The sequence below is a fragment of the Pseudomonas sp. HC1(2025) genome, from assembly GCF_058742075.1.
In genome coordinates this window covers 2,080,523-2,096,208 of record NZ_CP196017.1, presented here as the reverse complement: position 1 = coordinate 2,096,208, position 15,686 = coordinate 2,080,523, and the positions used below count along the sequence as shown (strand labels likewise).

The window sequence follows — 15,686 nt, the reverse complement described above, 5'->3', positions numbered from 1 at the left end:
TGGGCCCGCGATAGCGAGGCATTCTAAGGAAGCGAACACTTCAGGAAAATTCGTATTTTTTTCGCTTATACTTCGGTTTACACGAAGTAATACTCTGCAACCGAGGCGCCTGATGCTCAATTACCGACAACTGCACTACTTCTGGGTAGTCGCCAAGACCGGCAGCATCGTGCGTGCCTGCGAGCAACTGAACCTCACGCCGCAGACCATCAGCGGGCAAATCAGTCTGTTGGAGCAGACATTTGGTATCGCACTGTTTCAACGAGTCGGCCGCCAACTGGAGCTGACCGAGGCTGGGCGCCAGGCCCTGCCCTATGCCGAGCAGATGTTCCAGACGGGCAATGAGCTGGAAGCGATGTTGCGCGCCCAGCCCAATGAACAGCAGATTGTGTTTCGCGTTGGCGTGGCGGACGTGGTGCCCAAGTCCATCGTCTATCGCCTGATCGCGCCGACCATGGAGTTGAGCGAGCCACTGCGCATCACCTGCCGTGAAGACAAACTCGAACGCCTGCTGGCCGACCTGGCGATCCAGCGTCTGGACCTGGTGATCTCCGACAGCCCGATGCCGACGCACCTGGACATCAAGGGCTACAGCCAGAAGCTTGGGGAATGCGGCATCAGTTTCTTCGCCACCCAGGCGTTGGCGGACCGGCACGGTGGTGATTTCCCACAGTGCCTGCACGGTGCACCGCTATTGATTCCCGGTGCCGAAACCGTAGTGCGCAGCCGTTTGCAGCGCTGGTTCGCCGAGCAGCAGATCCGCCCGAAAATCATCGGTGAGTTCGACGACAGCGCCTTGATGCAGGCCTTCGGCCAGTCCGGCAGCGGGATTTTCATTGCCCCCAGCGTGATTGCCGAGGAAGTGCTGCGCCAATACGGCGTGGCATTGATTGGCCAGACGGACGCGGTCACCGAGTCGTTCTATGCCATCTCGGTGGAACGTAAGGTCAAGCACCCCGGCATCGTGGCGATTACCGAAGGTGCTCGCCGCGAACTGTTTACCGCGTTGCCCGCCTAGGCGCAGGCGACCCGGGTCTTGGCGGTCATCAGCCACAGGGCCAGGAGAATCGACAGCAGGATAAAACCCGACGCGGCGAACCCCAGGCTGCCCAGGCCCAAGGTGTCGATCACCCGCCCGCCGACCATCGCGCCCAGGCCAATGCCCAGGTTGGCCCCGGCAATGTTCAAGGACGCGGCAAATGCCGGCGCATGGGGCGCCGCCTTCATCAAGCGCACATGGCTGACCAAAAACAGCGCCGCCTGGGTCACGCCCCAGATCCCCATGGCCGCAGCCAGGCCGAGGGTGGAATGGATCGCCGGTACCAGCGCCACCATGCCGGCAATCATAAAGCCGCAGAACACCATGGAGGCGATCAGCGGATGCTTGTCGACCATGCGTCCGCCCAGGGAATTGCCGATCAGCCCCACGGCGCCAAAGCCCATCAGGCACCAGCCCACCAGCGTGCCATCGAAGCCGGCCAGGCGCTCGAGAATGTCGGCCAGGTAGGTATAGGCAGTGAACATGCCGCTAAATACCAGGATCGACAGCAGTACGTGGCCCTGCATCAACGGGTTGCGCAGGATCTTGAACTGCGAACGCAGGGTCACCGCGTCCTTCTTCACTGTGGTCGCCGGCAGGTAAATCAACAGCAGCAATGCCTTGAGCACCGCCACCCCGGCGAGAATGCCGAAGGCGCTGCGCCAGCCGAACATATCGGAGATCAGCGTACCCACCGGGATGCCGAAGACCGTGGCGCAGACGATGCCGAAACCGATTTTGGCAATCGCCCGGCCAGCGTAGTCCGGCCCAACGATGTCCACCGCCGTCTCGCTGGCCAGGGCCCAGAACACCGGCAATCCGAGGGCCGGAATCAGGCGGGCCACGGCCATTACCCAGATATTCGGCGCCAGTGCCGCGAGGGTGTTGGCCGCGCCGAACATCAACAGAATGCTGATAAACAGGCGCTTGCGCTCAAAGCGTGCGAAATACGCGGTGAGGAACGGCCCAAACGCGGCTACGGTGAAGGCAAACAGGGTCACCAGCAGACCAGCCTGGGACACGCTCACATCCAAATCACGGGCGATGGAGGGCAACAGGCCCACGATGACAAATTCGGTGGTCAACACCGTAAAACCGGCTGCGGACAGCAGCAGGATGGGCAACAACATGCACAACTCCAGAAACGGCGACGCCAGCGCTGACCCAAGGGCCCGCTGACATAGAGATAAGAAGAGGATGGCGAATCTTAACAGAATGTGACCGGACCACACACGGCCTTGGCGACTGAATGCCGCAGCAAACGGGATGTTTCCTACAGCATGTTAGACTTCGCGCCCTGCATAGCGCTGCACACATTAAAAAAACTAGAGACACTCTTATGACTGCTGCTCCTTCGCTGCTTCAACGCCTGCTGCGCGTCAGCCTGGTGACCCAAATTGTCATCGGCCTGGTTGCTGGCATCTTGCTAGCCCTGCTGTCGCCCAGTGCTGCCCTGTCCACCGCGTTCATCGGCAAGGTATTTGTCTCGGCGCTCAAGGCCGTGGCGCCCATCCTGGTGTTTGTGCTGGTGATGGCCTCGATTGCCAACCACAAGCATGGCCAGGAAACCCATATCCGGCCGATTCTGTTCCTGTACCTGCTGGGTACCTTTTCGGCGGCGGTGGTCGCGGTGATTGCCAGTACCCTGTTCCCGTCGAGCCTGGTGCTCAGCACCCATGACGTGGCCATCAGCGCTCCCGGCGGGATCGGCGAAGTGATGCAGAGCCTGTTGCTCAGCGTGGTGGACAACCCCGTCAGCGCGTTGATGAACGCCAACTTTATCGGGATCCTGGCGTGGGCCATCGGCATGGGCATCGCGATCCGTCATGCCGGGGAAACCACCCGCACCGTGCTGGACGACCTGTCCAACGGCGTCACGCTGATCGTGCGCGTGGTGATTCGCTTCGCACCGCTGGGGATTTTCGGCCTGGTGGCCTCGACCCTGGCCGCTTCTGGCTTTGATGCGCTGCTCGGTTATGCGCACCTGTTGCTGGTGCTGATCGGCTGCATGCTGTTCGTGGCCCTGGTGGTCAACCCGGCGATCGTGTTCTGGAAATTGCGTCGCAACCCCTACCCGCTGGTGCTGCTGTGCCTGCGTGAAAGCGGGATCACCGCCTTCTTCACCCGCAGCTCCGCGGCCAACATCCCGGTCAACCTGGCGTTGAGTGAGCGCCTGGGCCTGCACGAAGACACCTACTCGGTATCGATCCCGTTGGGTGCGACCATCAACATGGCCGGCGCCGCCATCACCATCACCGTGCTGACCCTGGCCGCCGTGCATACCCTGGGCATCGCGGTCGACCTGCCGACCGCCGTGCTGCTCAGCGTGGTGGCGGCGATCTGTGCCTGTGGCGCGTCGGGTGTGGCCGGGGGTTCGCTGTTGCTGATTCCACTGGCGTGCAGCCTGTTCGGCATTCCGAGTGAAATCGCCATGCAAGTGGTGGCCGTGGGCTTCATTATCGGGGTGTTGCAGGATTCGGCGGAAACCGCGCTGAATTCGTCTACCGACGTGCTATTCACCGCAGCGGCGTGCCTGGGCCACGAAGACAAGAACCCGGCCTGACACAACCCGGCAAGCAAGTAGGAGCTGGCTTGCCTGCGATAGCATCACCTCGGTCTATCAGTGATACCGAGGTGATGCTATCGCAGCGATGCGGCGATCCGACAAGCCAGCTCCCACACAAGCCCGCTCCCACATTTGTTTTTGCAGTGTTACTCAGGGCTTAGAACGCGCCCATGTAGTCACGCTTGCCCACTTCCACACCGTTATGACGCAGCAACGCGTAGGCGGTGGTGACGTGGAAGAAGAACTGCGGCAGACCATAGGTCAGCAGGTAGGACTGGCCGCTGAAGCGCTTCTCTTTAGGGGTGCCTGGGCGGGTGACGATCTCGATGCCTTCCTTGCCGTCGATCTGCGCCGGGGTAATGGTGTCGATGAAGGCCAGGACCTTGGCGATCAGCGCTTGCAGGTCGGCGAAGGTGACTTCGGTGTCTTCGTATTTCGGCACTTCAATCTCGGCCAGGCGCGCGGAAACACCCTTGGCAAAATCCACGGCGATCTGCACCTGGCGTACCAGCGGGAACATGTCCGGGAACAGACGCGCCTGCAGCAAGGCGTTCGGGTCGATGTTCTTGGCAGTGGCGTGGGCCTCGGCCTTGTTCAGCACATCGCCCAGGGCGTTGAGCATTTGCTTGAAGACCGGAAGGGAAGCGGCGTACAGGGAAATAGTCATGACAGTCTCGACAGTGGTGACAGGGTTTGAACAGCCGCGATTATAGACATGAGCGCTGCTTGTCTTTTATTTTTTCGGGATTAGGCTAGTGGGCTCACTGCATAGGGAAAGCGCGATGACCGCCGAGCACGACACCACCTCCTCCGAGCCGCGCCTCAACAGCACGGAAATCCGCGTTCTGGGCTGCCTGATCGAGAAGCAGGCCACCAACCCGGAAACCTACCCGCTGACCCTCAATGCCCTGGTCCTGGCCTGCAACCAGAAAACCAGCCGCGAACCGGTGATGAACCTCAGCCAGGGCCAAGTCGGCCAGAGCCTGCGCGCCCTGGAAGGCCGTGGCTTTACCAAACTGGTGATGGGCAGTCGCGCCGACCGCTGGGAACACCGCGTAGACAAGGCCCTGGAGCTGGTGCCGGCGCAGGTGATTCTGACTGGCCTGCTGTTCCTGCGCGGCCCGCAGACGGTCAACGAATTGCTGACCCGCAGCGGGCGCATGCATGACTTTGAAGATGCCGAGCAGGTGGTGCACCAACTGGAACGCCTGATCGCTCGCGATCTGGCGGTGCTGGTGCCCAAGCAGGCCGGCCAGCGCGAAGACCGCTACACCCACTCCCTGGGCGACCCGGCGGATATCGAGGCGATCCTGGCCGCCCGTGGCAGCCCGGTGGAGCGCAGCAGCGCTGGCAGCGGGGTTCCTCTGGAACGCATCGAAGAGCTCGAAGCACGGATTGCGGCGCTGGAAGAGCGCCTGTCGCGGCTCGAATAAACACCGCGTCCCCCTGTGGGAGCGGGCTTGCCCGCGATAGCGGTGGATCAGTTAACACATAGTTGACTGACACTCCGCCATCGCGGGCAAGCCCGCTCCTACATGGGCCCGCAGTGTTTTTGAGATTTTTTACTGGCGGGCGAAATTCACCGCCTTCTGGAACTGTTCGTCGGTCGGCCGGATGCCGGTGTACAGCACGAACTGCTCCAGGGCCTGGATCGCAATCACTTCCAGGCCGGTAATTACCCGCTTGCCCTGGGCCCTTCCACGCACAATCAACGGTGTTTCGGCGGGGATCGCCACTACATCGAACACCGTGTCGGCCGCATCAATCGCGTCGGCCTCGAATGCCAGGTCCTGCACCTGGGCGCCGCCGGTCATGCCGATCGGCGTCACGTTGACCAGCATCTGCGGGCGCGCCTTGCCCAATGTCGCCTGCCACTCATACCCCAGGTTGTGCGCCAGGGCCCGGCCCGCCGTTTCATTGCGCGCAACGATCAGCCCATTGGCATAGCCACCATCACGCAAGGCGCTGGCCACGGCCTTGGCCATGCCGCCGCTGCCGTGCAGGGCGAAGGTCGAGTCTTTGGGCACCGCGTGCTTTTGCAGGAGTTGCTCGATGGCGATGTAGTCGGTGTTGTAGGCCTTGAGGTGCCCGGCGGTGTTGACGATGGTGTTGATCGAGGCGATGGCGCGGGCCGAGTCGTCGAGTTCGTCCACCAACTCGATACAGGCCTCCTTGAACGGCATCGACACCCCGCAGCCACGGATACCCAAGGCCCGGATGCCGGCCACGGCGCCGTTCAGGTCTTGGCTGCTGAAGGCCTTGTAATAGAAGTTCAGCCCCAACTGCTCATACAAATGGTTATGAAATCGCAGGCCGAAATTGCCTGGCCGGGCCGACAACGACATGCACAGCTGGGTATCCTTGTTAGGGTTCATCAGCATCGGTAACGCCTCTTCAAGTAAGCAAATCGGTACAGACCTTACACAACCTTTACCTAGTGGTAGTGCTGTTTTCCTGAAATACGTTGTCTTAAAAGTATCCCCGCGACAATCCTTGAGTCTATTGATTGCAGACCACAAGCGCAGGGGCCAACCGAGGAAAGACCATGATTCGTAAAATCCCCAGGATCGCCTTGCTGATCGGGGCACTCGCTGTAGCCGGCCAAGCCTGCGCCCATGGTGGCGGTTGGGGTGGCCCGGCCGTATTGGGTGCGGTTGTCGGCGCAGCCGTTGTGGGCTCAGTGATCGCCAGCCATGATCGGCCGGTATATGTGCAGCAACAACCGGTGTATTACCAACCGCAGCCGGTGTATGCCGCCCCGCCACCGGTCTATTACCAGCCGGCGCCGGTGTATGTACAGCAGCCGGTGTATTACCGCCCGGCGCCGGTGTATTACGGGCCACCACGCGGTTATTACGGCCCGCCCCGCGGCTATTACGGGCGCGGCTGGTAAGCCCAGCAGAAAAAGCCTCGCCCTCCAGGCGGGGCTTTTTTATGGGCTGCCAGGTCTGAATAAATCTCGCCAAGGTCGCTATCGAGACAACGCCGACTGTTAAATCCGACATTATTAAGGCCAAAGTGCACTTGCCCAACCGGGGGGCGCGCTGTCATGTTTGTGTCACGCGGCACTCTCACTATCGAAACTGTCCCCCATAACAGGTCATAACAACAAGGACGACCCAGCATGCCCACACAAAACCCGCACCGTACCGCCGGCCTCTGCACTTCGAGCAAGGTCTACAGCGCCTTGACCGAACTCAAGCACCTGGAGGGCCATCGCAGCGCCAAGTTTCTCTCGCTGCTGGCAGAAAACCTGGTCCACAAGGGCCTGCTCAATGAACAGGAAGTGCTGCACATGCTGGACCAGGTGGTTGACTGAACCCCTGCCGGCGCAGTCTCGATCGCAGTGATGTTGACTATCGAGCAGGGTGATTTTCCCTCGCCGCCTGGCCGCCGTAAGGTGACCTCCATCAGCAATGGAGGTAGATATGCCCACTATCCAGATCATGTCCGTCATCGGCAGTGCCGTCCCCGGCCCCCTGCGGGAACTGGGTTTGCTCGCCTGCTGGTACCTGGTACGCGACGGTGAAGCCATCAGCGGCCCACTGACTTCACTACCCGATGCCCAAGCCCTGTCACGCAAGATGGCCCATTGCTTCTCAGCCTAGGGCAATGGCAGCCGCACCCGTGGTTTGGTCTCGACAAACAGCGCCCAGCTGGAGATAAACAGCGCGGCAATCAACGGCCCGATGACAAAGCCATTGAGGCCGAAGATCGACAGGCCGCCCAGGGTCGAGATCAGGATCAGGTAATCCGGCATTTTGGTGTCCTTGCCTACCAGGATCGGGCGCAGCACGTTGTCCACCAGGCCGATCACAAACACCCCGAACAAGGCCAGCACCACCCCCTGCCAGATTGAACCGCTGAGCAGGAAATAAGCGGCCACCGGCCCCCAAACAATCCCCGCACCCACGGCCGGCAGCAACGACAGAAACGCCATCAATACCGCCCAGAGCAACGCGCTGGGGATATCCAGGAACCAGAAGATCAGGCCGCCCAACGCGCCCTGGGTCACCGCCACCAGCACATTGCCCTTTACGGTCGCGCGCACCACGCGGTTGAACTTCAGTTGCAGGCGACGCTTCTGCGGCTCGGCCAGCGGCACCGCCGTGCGCACTTTGCGCACCAGGTCGGGGCCGTCGCGCAGCAGGAAGAACAGCAAGTACAGCATGATGAAAAAGCTCACCAGGAAATCAAAGGTGCCCTGGCCAAAGCTGAACGCCTGGCTGGCAAAGAACTGGCTGCCCTGCATCGCGCCCTTGACGATTTTCTCGCGCAGGCCTTCCAGGTTGCCCATGCCGAAGCGGTCCAGCAGGTGCTGGAAGTACGGCGGCAGGAAGTTCTTGAATTGTTCGATGTAGCCGGCCACATCCAATTTGCCGCTTTCGACGTTCTTGTACAGCGTCGCCCCCTCCTGCACCAGCAAGGCGCTGGTGATGATCACCGGCAAGATCGCGATCACCAGGCACACCATCAGGGTACACAACGACGTGAGGTTGCGGTTCCAGCCAAACTTGAGCTGCAGGCGGCGCTGCATGGGCGCAAAGATGATCCCCAGGATGACCGCCCAGAACACCGCGCCATAGAACGGCAACAGGATCCAGAAGAACGCGAGGGTCACGATGACCAGCAGCAACAGCAGGGTTTTGAATTGCAGATTCGTTTGGTTCATGTCCGATCCGTACCAGAAAAACGCCGGGCGCCCAGCGCGCCCTGTTGCTTAGTCCGCCGGGCGTCGCACGAGTGCCATCTTTATTTCTACAGCGTAGACCCAGATCAATAAGCGCCCGCCCCGGCTCGGCTACCCTGCCGCCCTTTTGCGACCCAAATCCCCATGCTCCCTGTCCTTGCCCCCGAATTGCTCGCCCCTGCCGGCACCCTGAAAAACATGCGCTACGCCTTTGCCTACGGTGCCGACGCGGTCTACGCCGGCCAGCCGCGCTACAGCTTGCGGGTGCGCAACAACGAGTTCGACCACGCCAACCTGGCCCTGGGCATCGCCGAGGCGCAGGCCCAGGGCAAGCGCTTTTATGTGGTGGTCAACATTGCGCCGCACAACGCCAAGCTCAAAACCTTTCTCAAGGACCTGGAACCGGTGATCGCCATGGGCCCGGACGCGCTGATCATGTCCGACCCGGGCCTGATCATGCTGGTGCGCCGGCACTTCCCGCAGATGCCGATCCACCTGTCGGTACAGGCCAATACGGTGAACTGGGCCAGCGTCGAGTTCTGGCAGCAGCAAGGCATCTGCCGGATCATCCTGTCGCGGGAATTGTCCCTGGAAGAAATCGCCGAGATCCGCCAGCACGTGCCGGCCATGGAGCTGGAAGTGTTTGTGCATGGCGCACTGTGCATGGCCTATTCCGGGCGCTGCCTGTTGTCGGGCTATATGAACAAGCGCGATGCCAACCAGGGCACCTGCACCAACGCCTGCCGCTGGAAATACCAGGCCACCCCGGCGGTCGAAAACACCGTGGGTGATATCGTCCAGCAGTATCAACCCGAGCCGACCCTGGGCCTTGGCGCGCCCACCGACCAGGTGTTTCTGCTGCAAGAGGCCAATCGCCCGGATGAGCAGATGCCGGCTTTCGAGGACGAGCACGGCACTTACATCATGAACGCCAAGGACCTGCGGGCGGTGCAGCACGTCGAGCGCCTGACGCAGATGGGCGTGCACTCGCTGAAGATCGAAGGCCGCACCAAATCCCACTTTTATGTGGCGCGCACCACCCAGGTGTACCGCCAGGCCATTGATGATGCAGTGGCCGGGCGCACGTTCGACCGGGGCTTGATGACCAACCTTGAGTCCCTGGCCCAGCGCGGCTACACCGAAGGCTTCCTGCGCCGCCATGTGCACGACGAGTACCAGAACTACCAGAACGGCAGCTCCGTCTCGGAACAACAGCAGTTTGTCGGGGAATTGACCGGCGAACGGCGCGGGGAACTGGCCGAGGTCAAGGTGAAGAACCGCTTTGCCGTGGGCAATCACCTGGAGTTGATGACCCCGGCGGGGAATTTCCACTTTGATTTGGGGATGATGCATAACGCCAAGGGTGAGGCGATCGAGGTGGCGCCGGGGGATGGGCATACGGTGTATGTGCCGGTGCCGTTGGAGATGGATATCGGGTTTGGGTTGTTGATGCGGGATGTGTAGCGGCTGTTAGGGCCTCATCGCGGGCAAGCCCGCTCCCACATTTTGACCGTGTTCACCGATCAAATGTAGGAGCTGGCTTGCCTGCGATGAGGCCAGAACCAGCACCGCAATTGCCAGATCAGATCCTGAACTGCCCCACCAACTGCCCCATTTTGAACTGTGAATACATTCAAATGTAGGAGCTGGCTTGCCTGCGATGGGGCCAGCACCAGCCCCCCAATTACCAGGTCAGATCCTGAACTGCCCCACCAACCCCCACATTTTGAACTGTGAATACATTCAAATGTAGGAGCTGGCTTGCCTGCGATGAGGCCAGAACCAGCACCCCAATTACCAGATCAGATCCTGAACTGCCCCACCAACTCCCCCATTTTGAACTGTGAATACATTCAAATGTAGGAGCTGGCTTGCCTGCGATGAGGCCAGAACCAGCACCCCAATTACCAGGTCAGATCCTGAACTGCCCCACCAACTGCCCCAACCGCTGCCCCAGTTCCGCCAGGCTGCGGGAGGTCTGCGCGCCCTGTTGGGTCTCGTCCGCCACGCTGTCCACCGCCACGGCAATCTGATGCACGCTGCGGTTGATCTCTTCGGCCACGGCGGTTTGCTCTTCAGCGGCGCTGGCGATCTGCGCGTTCATCGTGTTGATGGTGCCGATCAGCTGTGCCATGGTATCGAGGGACGCCCCGGCTTCATTGGCCTGGGCCGAGGTGCCGTCGCCGGCATCGCTGGAGCGGCGCATGGATTCCACGGCCGCCTCGGTGCCTTTTTGCAGGCGGTCGATCATGCCCTGGATTTCCTGGGTACTTTGTTGAGTGCGGCTGGCCAGCGCGCGGACTTCATCGGCCACCACCGCAAACCCACGCCCGGCTTCACCGGCACGGGCCGCTTCAATGGCGGCGTTGAGGGCCAGCAGGTTGGTTTGCTCGGCAATCGAACGGATCACCCCAAGCACACTGACAATCGACGACACGTCCTGTTGCAGGCTGTCCAGGGACACGCCACTGCTGCGGATGTCATTCACCAGCGCATGAATCTGCGCGATGCTGCCATCCACCACGCGCTTGGCGGCCTGACCTTCGGCGTCGGTCTGCTGGGCCGCCACCGCCGCGCCCTGGGCACTGCGCGCCACTTCATGGGCGGCGGATGACATTTCATTGATCGCGGTTGCCACCTGGTCGGTTTCCTGGCGCTGGCGCTCCATGGCCTGCTCCGAACGATGGGCCTGCTCGGACACCTGGCTGACCAGGCCGGTCAGTTGCGAAGTCATGTCGGTGATCTGGCGCACCAGGCCGTGGATCTTGTCGACAAACCGGTTGAACGAGCCCGCCAGTTCACCCAGTTCGTCCTGGCTGGTGATTGCCAGGCGGCGCGTCAAGTCACCTTCACCGGCGGCGATGTCGTCGAGGTTGGCCTTCATCAGGTGCAAGGGACGCAAGATGGTATTGGCCAGCAGCATGCCCACTGCCGCGATCAGCAACAGCAACACCGCCGCAATACCGATAATGCTCAACAACACCCCTTCCATACGCTCGTTGACCTTGGCTTCCACCTCGCTGACCAGGGCGTCGATACCGTCGAGGTTGACTGACGTACCGATCACCATGTCCCACTTGGGCAGGTATTCGGTGTAGCCGAGCTTGGGCACCAGTTCGGTTTGCCCCGGCTGGGTCGAGCTGTATTGCAGGTAGTGGCTGCCGTCCTTGCCGACCTTCACCAGGTCGCGGTTGACGTAGACACCGTTGGGGTCGCGGTTGTCCTTGAAGCTTTTGCCCACGCCGTCGGGGCTGTTGCCCTTGAACAGGCGGATGGTTTCGGAGTCGTAGCCAAAGAAATAGCCGTCCTTGCCGTAGGTGGTGTTGGACAGCAACTTGACCACCTGCGCCCGCGCCTCTGTGTCGCCAGGGGCTGCGGCGTCGTACAGCGGCTTGATGGTGGTCATCGCCACCTCGACATAACTTTGCAGGGTGGCCTTGGCGTTGTTGAGCAGGCGCTGGCGGGTTTCGGCCACCTCGGTGCGCGCCTGTTCCTTGAGAATCCACACCGTGGTCAGGCTGATGACCACCGCAAACAACAACACCGGCAATACGGCAAGGGACAGGACTTTGGCCTTCAGACTCAGACGCATGGATCTTCTCTCTTGTAGGGCAACGTTAAGAGGTTAACGGCCCGCAGAGAAAAAACTGTAGGAGCCGGCAAGCCGACTCCTACAGGGGGTGTTACAGGGTCATCGCGGCAAACCAGCCGAACACCAGCAACGGCAGGTTGTAGTGCAGGAAGGTCGGGACCACGGTGTCCCAGATATGGTGATGCTGGCCGTCAATGTTCAGACCCGAGGTCGGCCCCAGGGTGGAGTCCGACGCTGGAGAGCCGGCGTCGCCCAGGGCCCCGGCGGTGCCGACGATGCAGACGATGGCCAGCGGGCTGAACCCCAGTTGCACACACAGCGGCACAAAAATCGCCGCAAGGATCGGCACGGTGGAGAATGACGAGCCAATGCCCATGGTCACCAGCAGGCCCACCAGCAGCATCAACAACGCCCCCACGCCACGGCTGTGGCCGATGAACGCGGCGGAGGCCTGCACCAGCGTCTGTACCTGGCCGGTAGCCTTGAGCACTTCGGCAAACCCTGAAGACGCGATCATGATGAAGCCGATCATCGCCATCATCTTCATGCCTTCGGTGAACAGGTCATCGGTGTCGCGCCAGCGCACGATGCCCGATACCGAGAAGATCAGGAAACCCGCCAGGGCGCCGATGATCATCGAGTCCAGCCACAACTGGATAATAAAGGCCGAGGCAATGGCCAGCCCGGCCACCAGCAGGGTCAGCGGGTTGTATTGCACCGCCACTTGCTCGACCCGTTCGATTTTCTCCAGGTCATAGACGCGCTTTTTGCGGTAGCTGATAAACACCGCTACCAGCAGGCCGAACACCATGCCCAGCGCCGGGATGCCCATGGCATGGGTGACATTGACCTGGCTGATATCCACCCCGCTCTTGGCAACGTTGGCCAGCAGGATCTGGTTGAGGAAGATGTTGCCGAAGCCCACCGGCAGGAACATGTACGGGGTGATCAGGCCGAAGGTCATGACGCAGGCGATCAGGCGCCGGTCAATCTGCAACTTGGTCAGCACATACAGCAGCGGTGGCACCAGCAGCGGGATAAAGGCGATATGGATCGGCAGGATGTTCTGCGAGGCAATCGCCACCGCCCCCAGCAGGCAGATCAGCAGCCATTTGACGTGACTGCCGCCGGTAGCCTCCTGGCGGTCCACCAGCAGCAGGGCCTTGTCCGCCAGGGCGTGGGCCAGGCCGGACTTGGCAATCGCCACGGCGAAAGCACCGAGCAACGCGTAGGACAGCGCCACTGTGGCACCGCCGCCCAGGCCGCTGTTGAACGCGCTGAGCGTCGCGTCGATCCCCAGGCCGCCGGTCAAGCCGCCGACCAGCGCGCCGACGATGATCGCGATGACCACATGCACGCGGGACAGGCTGAGCACGAGCATGGTACCGACCGCGGCGATTACTGCGTTAATCATGGTTACCTCAAGACAGAAACATAAAAACAACACGCGCCGGCGCCCTGGCCAGATGGCGACCACGGCACACGCAGAAAGGGAGTTTTATTAGAGGGCGCGCACTTTGCAGCAGCCGGCGCGTCATGTCAAAGCGCGACGTCGCAAACAGAATTCAATTGATCGTATGAATAAAGAAAAAAACCACGCGGCCGATACAACGGATCATCTCTGTCGTAACGAAAGGTTAAGGATCTCCATGTCGCTCAGGCAGCTGTCCATTCAATGGAAAATCACCCTCCTCGCCGGCCTTTGTCTGTTGGGGATCGTGACCCTGCTGGTGGGTCTGTCGCTGTATCGGATGGACCAGAGCTCACAAAGGGTCCAGACCTCCAGCACGCAGATGCTCAATGTCGCGGCCCAATCGCGCATCGAAGCCCAGGGTGAAGTCCAGGCCCTGGGCATCCGCCAGCAATTTATGGACGCCTATCAGTACGGCCATGGTTTTTCGCGCCAGGTGCTGTTTTTGCGCGAACAGGCCGAGAAGCGCTTTCTCGATGCCTTCGACCTGCGTGAGGACCTGACCCGCCAGGTCAAGGCTGCCCTGCAAGCCAACCCGGACCTGCTGGGCCTGTCCCTGGTCTTTGAAGCCAACGCCCTGGATGGCAAGGATGAGCTGTTCGCCGGCCAGGCGGAGCTGGGCAGCAATGAAAAGGGACGCTTTGCCCTGTACTGGTCGCAGCCGACACCCGGCACGCTGACCTCGATGGCGCTGCCGGAAAGCGATATGTCCGACACCAGCGTCGGCCCCAGCGGCGAAAAGGCCAACACCTGGTTCACCTGCCCGCGTAGCACGCTCAAGCCGTGTGTGATCGAGCCGTACTTCTATGTGATCGACGGGCACAACGTATTGCTGACCAGCATCGTGTTCCCGCTCATGGTCAATGGCAAAGTCATCGCCTCGCTGTCGGTGGACATCAACCTCAACAGCCTGCAGGCCGTCAGCCAGAACGCCAGCCGCAAACTGTATGACGGCCAGACCAACGTCAGCATCATCAGCCCGGTGGGTTTGCTCGCCGGCTACAGCCCGGATGCCAGCAAGCTCAGCCAGCGCCTGGACAGTGTGGATACCGCCAGCGGCGCGCAACTGATCAGCGCCATGGCCAGCAGCACCCAGACCTACAGCCTGCGTACCGATCATCAACTCAAGGTCCTGGCCCCCTTCCAGCCCATTCCCAATGGCAAGTCCTGGGGCGTGTTGCTGGATGTGCCGGAAAAAGTCCTGATCGGCCCCGCGCAAGCCCTCAAGGCCGAGCTGGATGCCGACAACACCAAAGGCACCCTGCTGGAACTGGGCCTGGGCCTGCTCGCCGCCATCGTCGGCTTGCTGTTGGTGTGGCTGATGGCCCGCAGCGTGACCCGGCCGATCCTCGGCGTGGCCCGTATGCTGGAGGATATCGCCAGCGGCGAAGGCGACCTGACCCGGCGCCTGGCCTACGACAAGCGCGATGAGCTGGGCGAGTTGGCCAGTTGGTTCAACCGCTTCCTCGACAAACTGCAACCGATCATTGCCGAGGTCAAACGCTCGGTACAGGACGCGCGCAGCACCGCCGACCAATCGGCGGCGATTGCCAGCCAGACCAGCGCCGGCATGGACCAGCAGTACCGCCAGGTGGATCAGGTGGCCACCGCCTCCCACGAAATGAGCGCCACCGCCCAGGATGTCGCGCGCAGCGCCGCCCAGGCAGCACAAGCCGCCCGCGATGCCGACCAGGCCACCCGCGAAGGCCTGACCGTGATCGACCGCACCACCACCAGCATCGGCCACCTCGCCGCCGACATGAGTACGGCGATGGCCCAAGTCGAAGGCCTGGCGGCCAATAGCGAGCAGATCGGTTCAGTGCTGGAAGTGATCCGCGCGATTGCCGAACAGACCAACCTGTTGGCGCTCAACGCCGCCATCGAAGCCGCCCGCGCCGGTGAGGCCGGGCGCGGTTTTGCGGTGGTGGCAGACGAAGTGCGCAACCTCGCGCGGCGCACCCAGGAGTCGGTGGAAGAAACCCGCCAAGTGATCGAACAGTTGCAAAACGGCACCCAGGAAGTGGTGAGTTCCATGAACAACAGCCACCGCCAGGCCCAGGGCAGTGTCGAGCAGGTGGGCCAGGCCGTCACGGCATTGCGCCAGATCGGCGACGCCGTGACTGTGATCAGCGACATGAACCTGCAGATCGCCAGCGCCGCCGAACAGCAAAGCGCGGTGGCCGAGGAGATCAACAGCAACGTGGCGACGATTCGCGACGTGACCGAGTCGCTGTCGGAACAAGCCAATGAATCGGCGCGGGTCAGCCAGACGCTGAACAGCCTGGCCAATCAGCAACAGGGGTTGATGGACCAGTTCCGAGTCTGATG

The 15,686-nt window shown here is 61.6% G+C and carries 14 protein-coding genes; 8 read left to right on the top strand and 6 right to left on the bottom strand.

What is annotated here, in order from left to right; all coding sequences use genetic code 11:
• Nucleotides 1-112 precede the first annotated feature (112 nt).
• Entirely contained in the window at nt 113-1,018 is a 906-nt protein-coding gene (gene nhaR / locus ACSSVH_RS09390) for a transcriptional activator NhaR (protein ID WP_170043179.1), read from the top strand.
• On the opposite strand, the gene ACSSVH_RS09385 is transcribed toward nhaR, so the two are convergent.
• Entirely contained in the window at nt 1,015-2,169 is a 1,155-nt protein-coding gene (locus ACSSVH_RS09385; RefSeq protein ID WP_170043180.1) for an MFS transporter, read from the bottom strand. The two genes, nhaR and ACSSVH_RS09385, sit on opposite strands and share 4 nt — an antisense overlap.
• A 209-nt stretch (nt 2,170-2,378) precedes the next feature.
• Here ACSSVH_RS09385 and sstT point away from each other — a divergent pair, with 209 nt between their 5' ends.
• On the top strand, nt 2,379-3,602 hold the full coding sequence (sstT, locus tag ACSSVH_RS09380; RefSeq protein ID WP_169956202.1) for a serine/threonine transporter SstT: 1,224 nt from the start codon (nt 2,379-2,381) through the stop codon (nt 3,600-3,602).
• Nucleotides 3,603-3,762: 160 nt separating this feature from the next.
• On the opposite strand, the gene ACSSVH_RS09375 is transcribed toward sstT, so the two are convergent.
• Nucleotides 3,763-4,272: a DUF1993 domain-containing protein gene (locus ACSSVH_RS09375; RefSeq protein ID WP_432755429.1), complete on the bottom strand. Its 510-nt coding sequence runs from the start codon at nt 4,270-4,272 to the stop codon at nt 3,763-3,765.
• Between the two features lie 115 nt (nt 4,273-4,387).
• Here ACSSVH_RS09375 and ACSSVH_RS09370 point away from each other — a divergent pair, with 115 nt between their 5' ends.
• Nucleotides 4,388-5,038, top strand: a complete 651-nt coding sequence (locus ACSSVH_RS09370) for a YceH family protein (RefSeq protein WP_169956206.1) — start codon at nt 4,388-4,390, stop codon at nt 5,036-5,038.
• 129 nt (nt 5,039-5,167) lie between these two features.
• Here ACSSVH_RS09370 and ACSSVH_RS09365 read toward each other — a convergent pair whose 3' ends face one another.
• Nucleotides 5,168-5,986 (bottom strand): shikimate 5-dehydrogenase, encoded by an 819-nt coding sequence (locus ACSSVH_RS09365; RefSeq protein WP_169956208.1) that lies wholly within the window; start codon nt 5,984-5,986, stop codon nt 5,168-5,170.
• Between the two features lie 164 nt (nt 5,987-6,150).
• Here ACSSVH_RS09365 and ACSSVH_RS09360 point away from each other — a divergent pair, with 164 nt between their 5' ends.
• From ACSSVH_RS09360 to ACSSVH_RS09350, 3 genes are all read left to right on the top strand, one after another.
• On the top strand, nt 6,151-6,498 hold the full coding sequence (locus ACSSVH_RS09360) for a hypothetical protein (RefSeq protein ID WP_169956210.1): 348 nt from the start codon (nt 6,151-6,153) through the stop codon (nt 6,496-6,498).
• A 231-nt stretch (nt 6,499-6,729) separates the two neighbouring features.
• Nucleotides 6,730-6,924, top strand: a complete 195-nt coding sequence (locus ACSSVH_RS09355) for a hypothetical protein (RefSeq protein WP_029296627.1) — start codon at nt 6,730-6,732, stop codon at nt 6,922-6,924.
• Nucleotides 6,925-7,033: 109 nt separating this feature from the next.
• On the top strand, nt 7,034-7,213 hold the full coding sequence (locus ACSSVH_RS09350; protein WP_169956212.1) for a hypothetical protein: 180 nt from the start codon (nt 7,034-7,036) through the stop codon (nt 7,211-7,213).
• Here ACSSVH_RS09350 and ACSSVH_RS09345 read toward each other — a convergent pair.
• The gene (locus tag ACSSVH_RS09345; RefSeq protein ID WP_169956214.1) at nt 7,210-8,277 is read right to left on the bottom strand and encodes an AI-2E family transporter; all 1,068 of its coding nucleotides are present in this window, start codon (nt 8,275-8,277) and stop codon (nt 7,210-7,212) included. The two genes, ACSSVH_RS09350 and ACSSVH_RS09345, sit on opposite strands and share 4 nt — an antisense overlap.
• 162 nt (nt 8,278-8,439) lie before the next feature.
• On the opposite strand from ACSSVH_RS09345, the gene trhP reads away from it, so the two are divergent.
• The gene (gene trhP, locus ACSSVH_RS09340) at nt 8,440-9,759 is read left to right on the top strand and encodes a prephenate-dependent tRNA uridine(34) hydroxylase TrhP (protein ID WP_170057902.1); all 1,320 of its coding nucleotides are present in this window, start codon (nt 8,440-8,442) and stop codon (nt 9,757-9,759) included.
• 448 nt (nt 9,760-10,207) lie between these two features.
• On the opposite strand, the gene ctpM is transcribed toward trhP, so the two are convergent.
• Together ctpM and ACSSVH_RS09330 are read right to left on the bottom strand one after the other, a co-directional pair.
• Nucleotides 10,208-11,887, bottom strand: a complete 1,680-nt coding sequence (gene ctpM, locus ACSSVH_RS09335) for a methyl-accepting chemotaxis protein CtpM (protein WP_172314221.1) — start codon at nt 11,885-11,887, stop codon at nt 10,208-10,210.
• A 91-nt stretch (nt 11,888-11,978) separates the two neighbouring features.
• Entirely contained in the window at nt 11,979-13,298 is a 1,320-nt protein-coding gene (locus ACSSVH_RS09330) for a Na+/H+ antiporter family protein (RefSeq protein WP_166647879.1), read from the bottom strand.
• Between the two features lie 238 nt (nt 13,299-13,536).
• Here ACSSVH_RS09330 and ACSSVH_RS09325 point away from each other — a divergent pair, with 238 nt between their 5' ends.
• Nucleotides 13,537-15,684, top strand: coding sequence for a methyl-accepting chemotaxis protein (locus ACSSVH_RS09325; RefSeq protein ID WP_492634401.1), 2,148 nt, complete (start codon nt 13,537-13,539; stop codon nt 15,682-15,684).
• Nucleotides 15,685-15,686 lie beyond the last annotated feature (2 nt).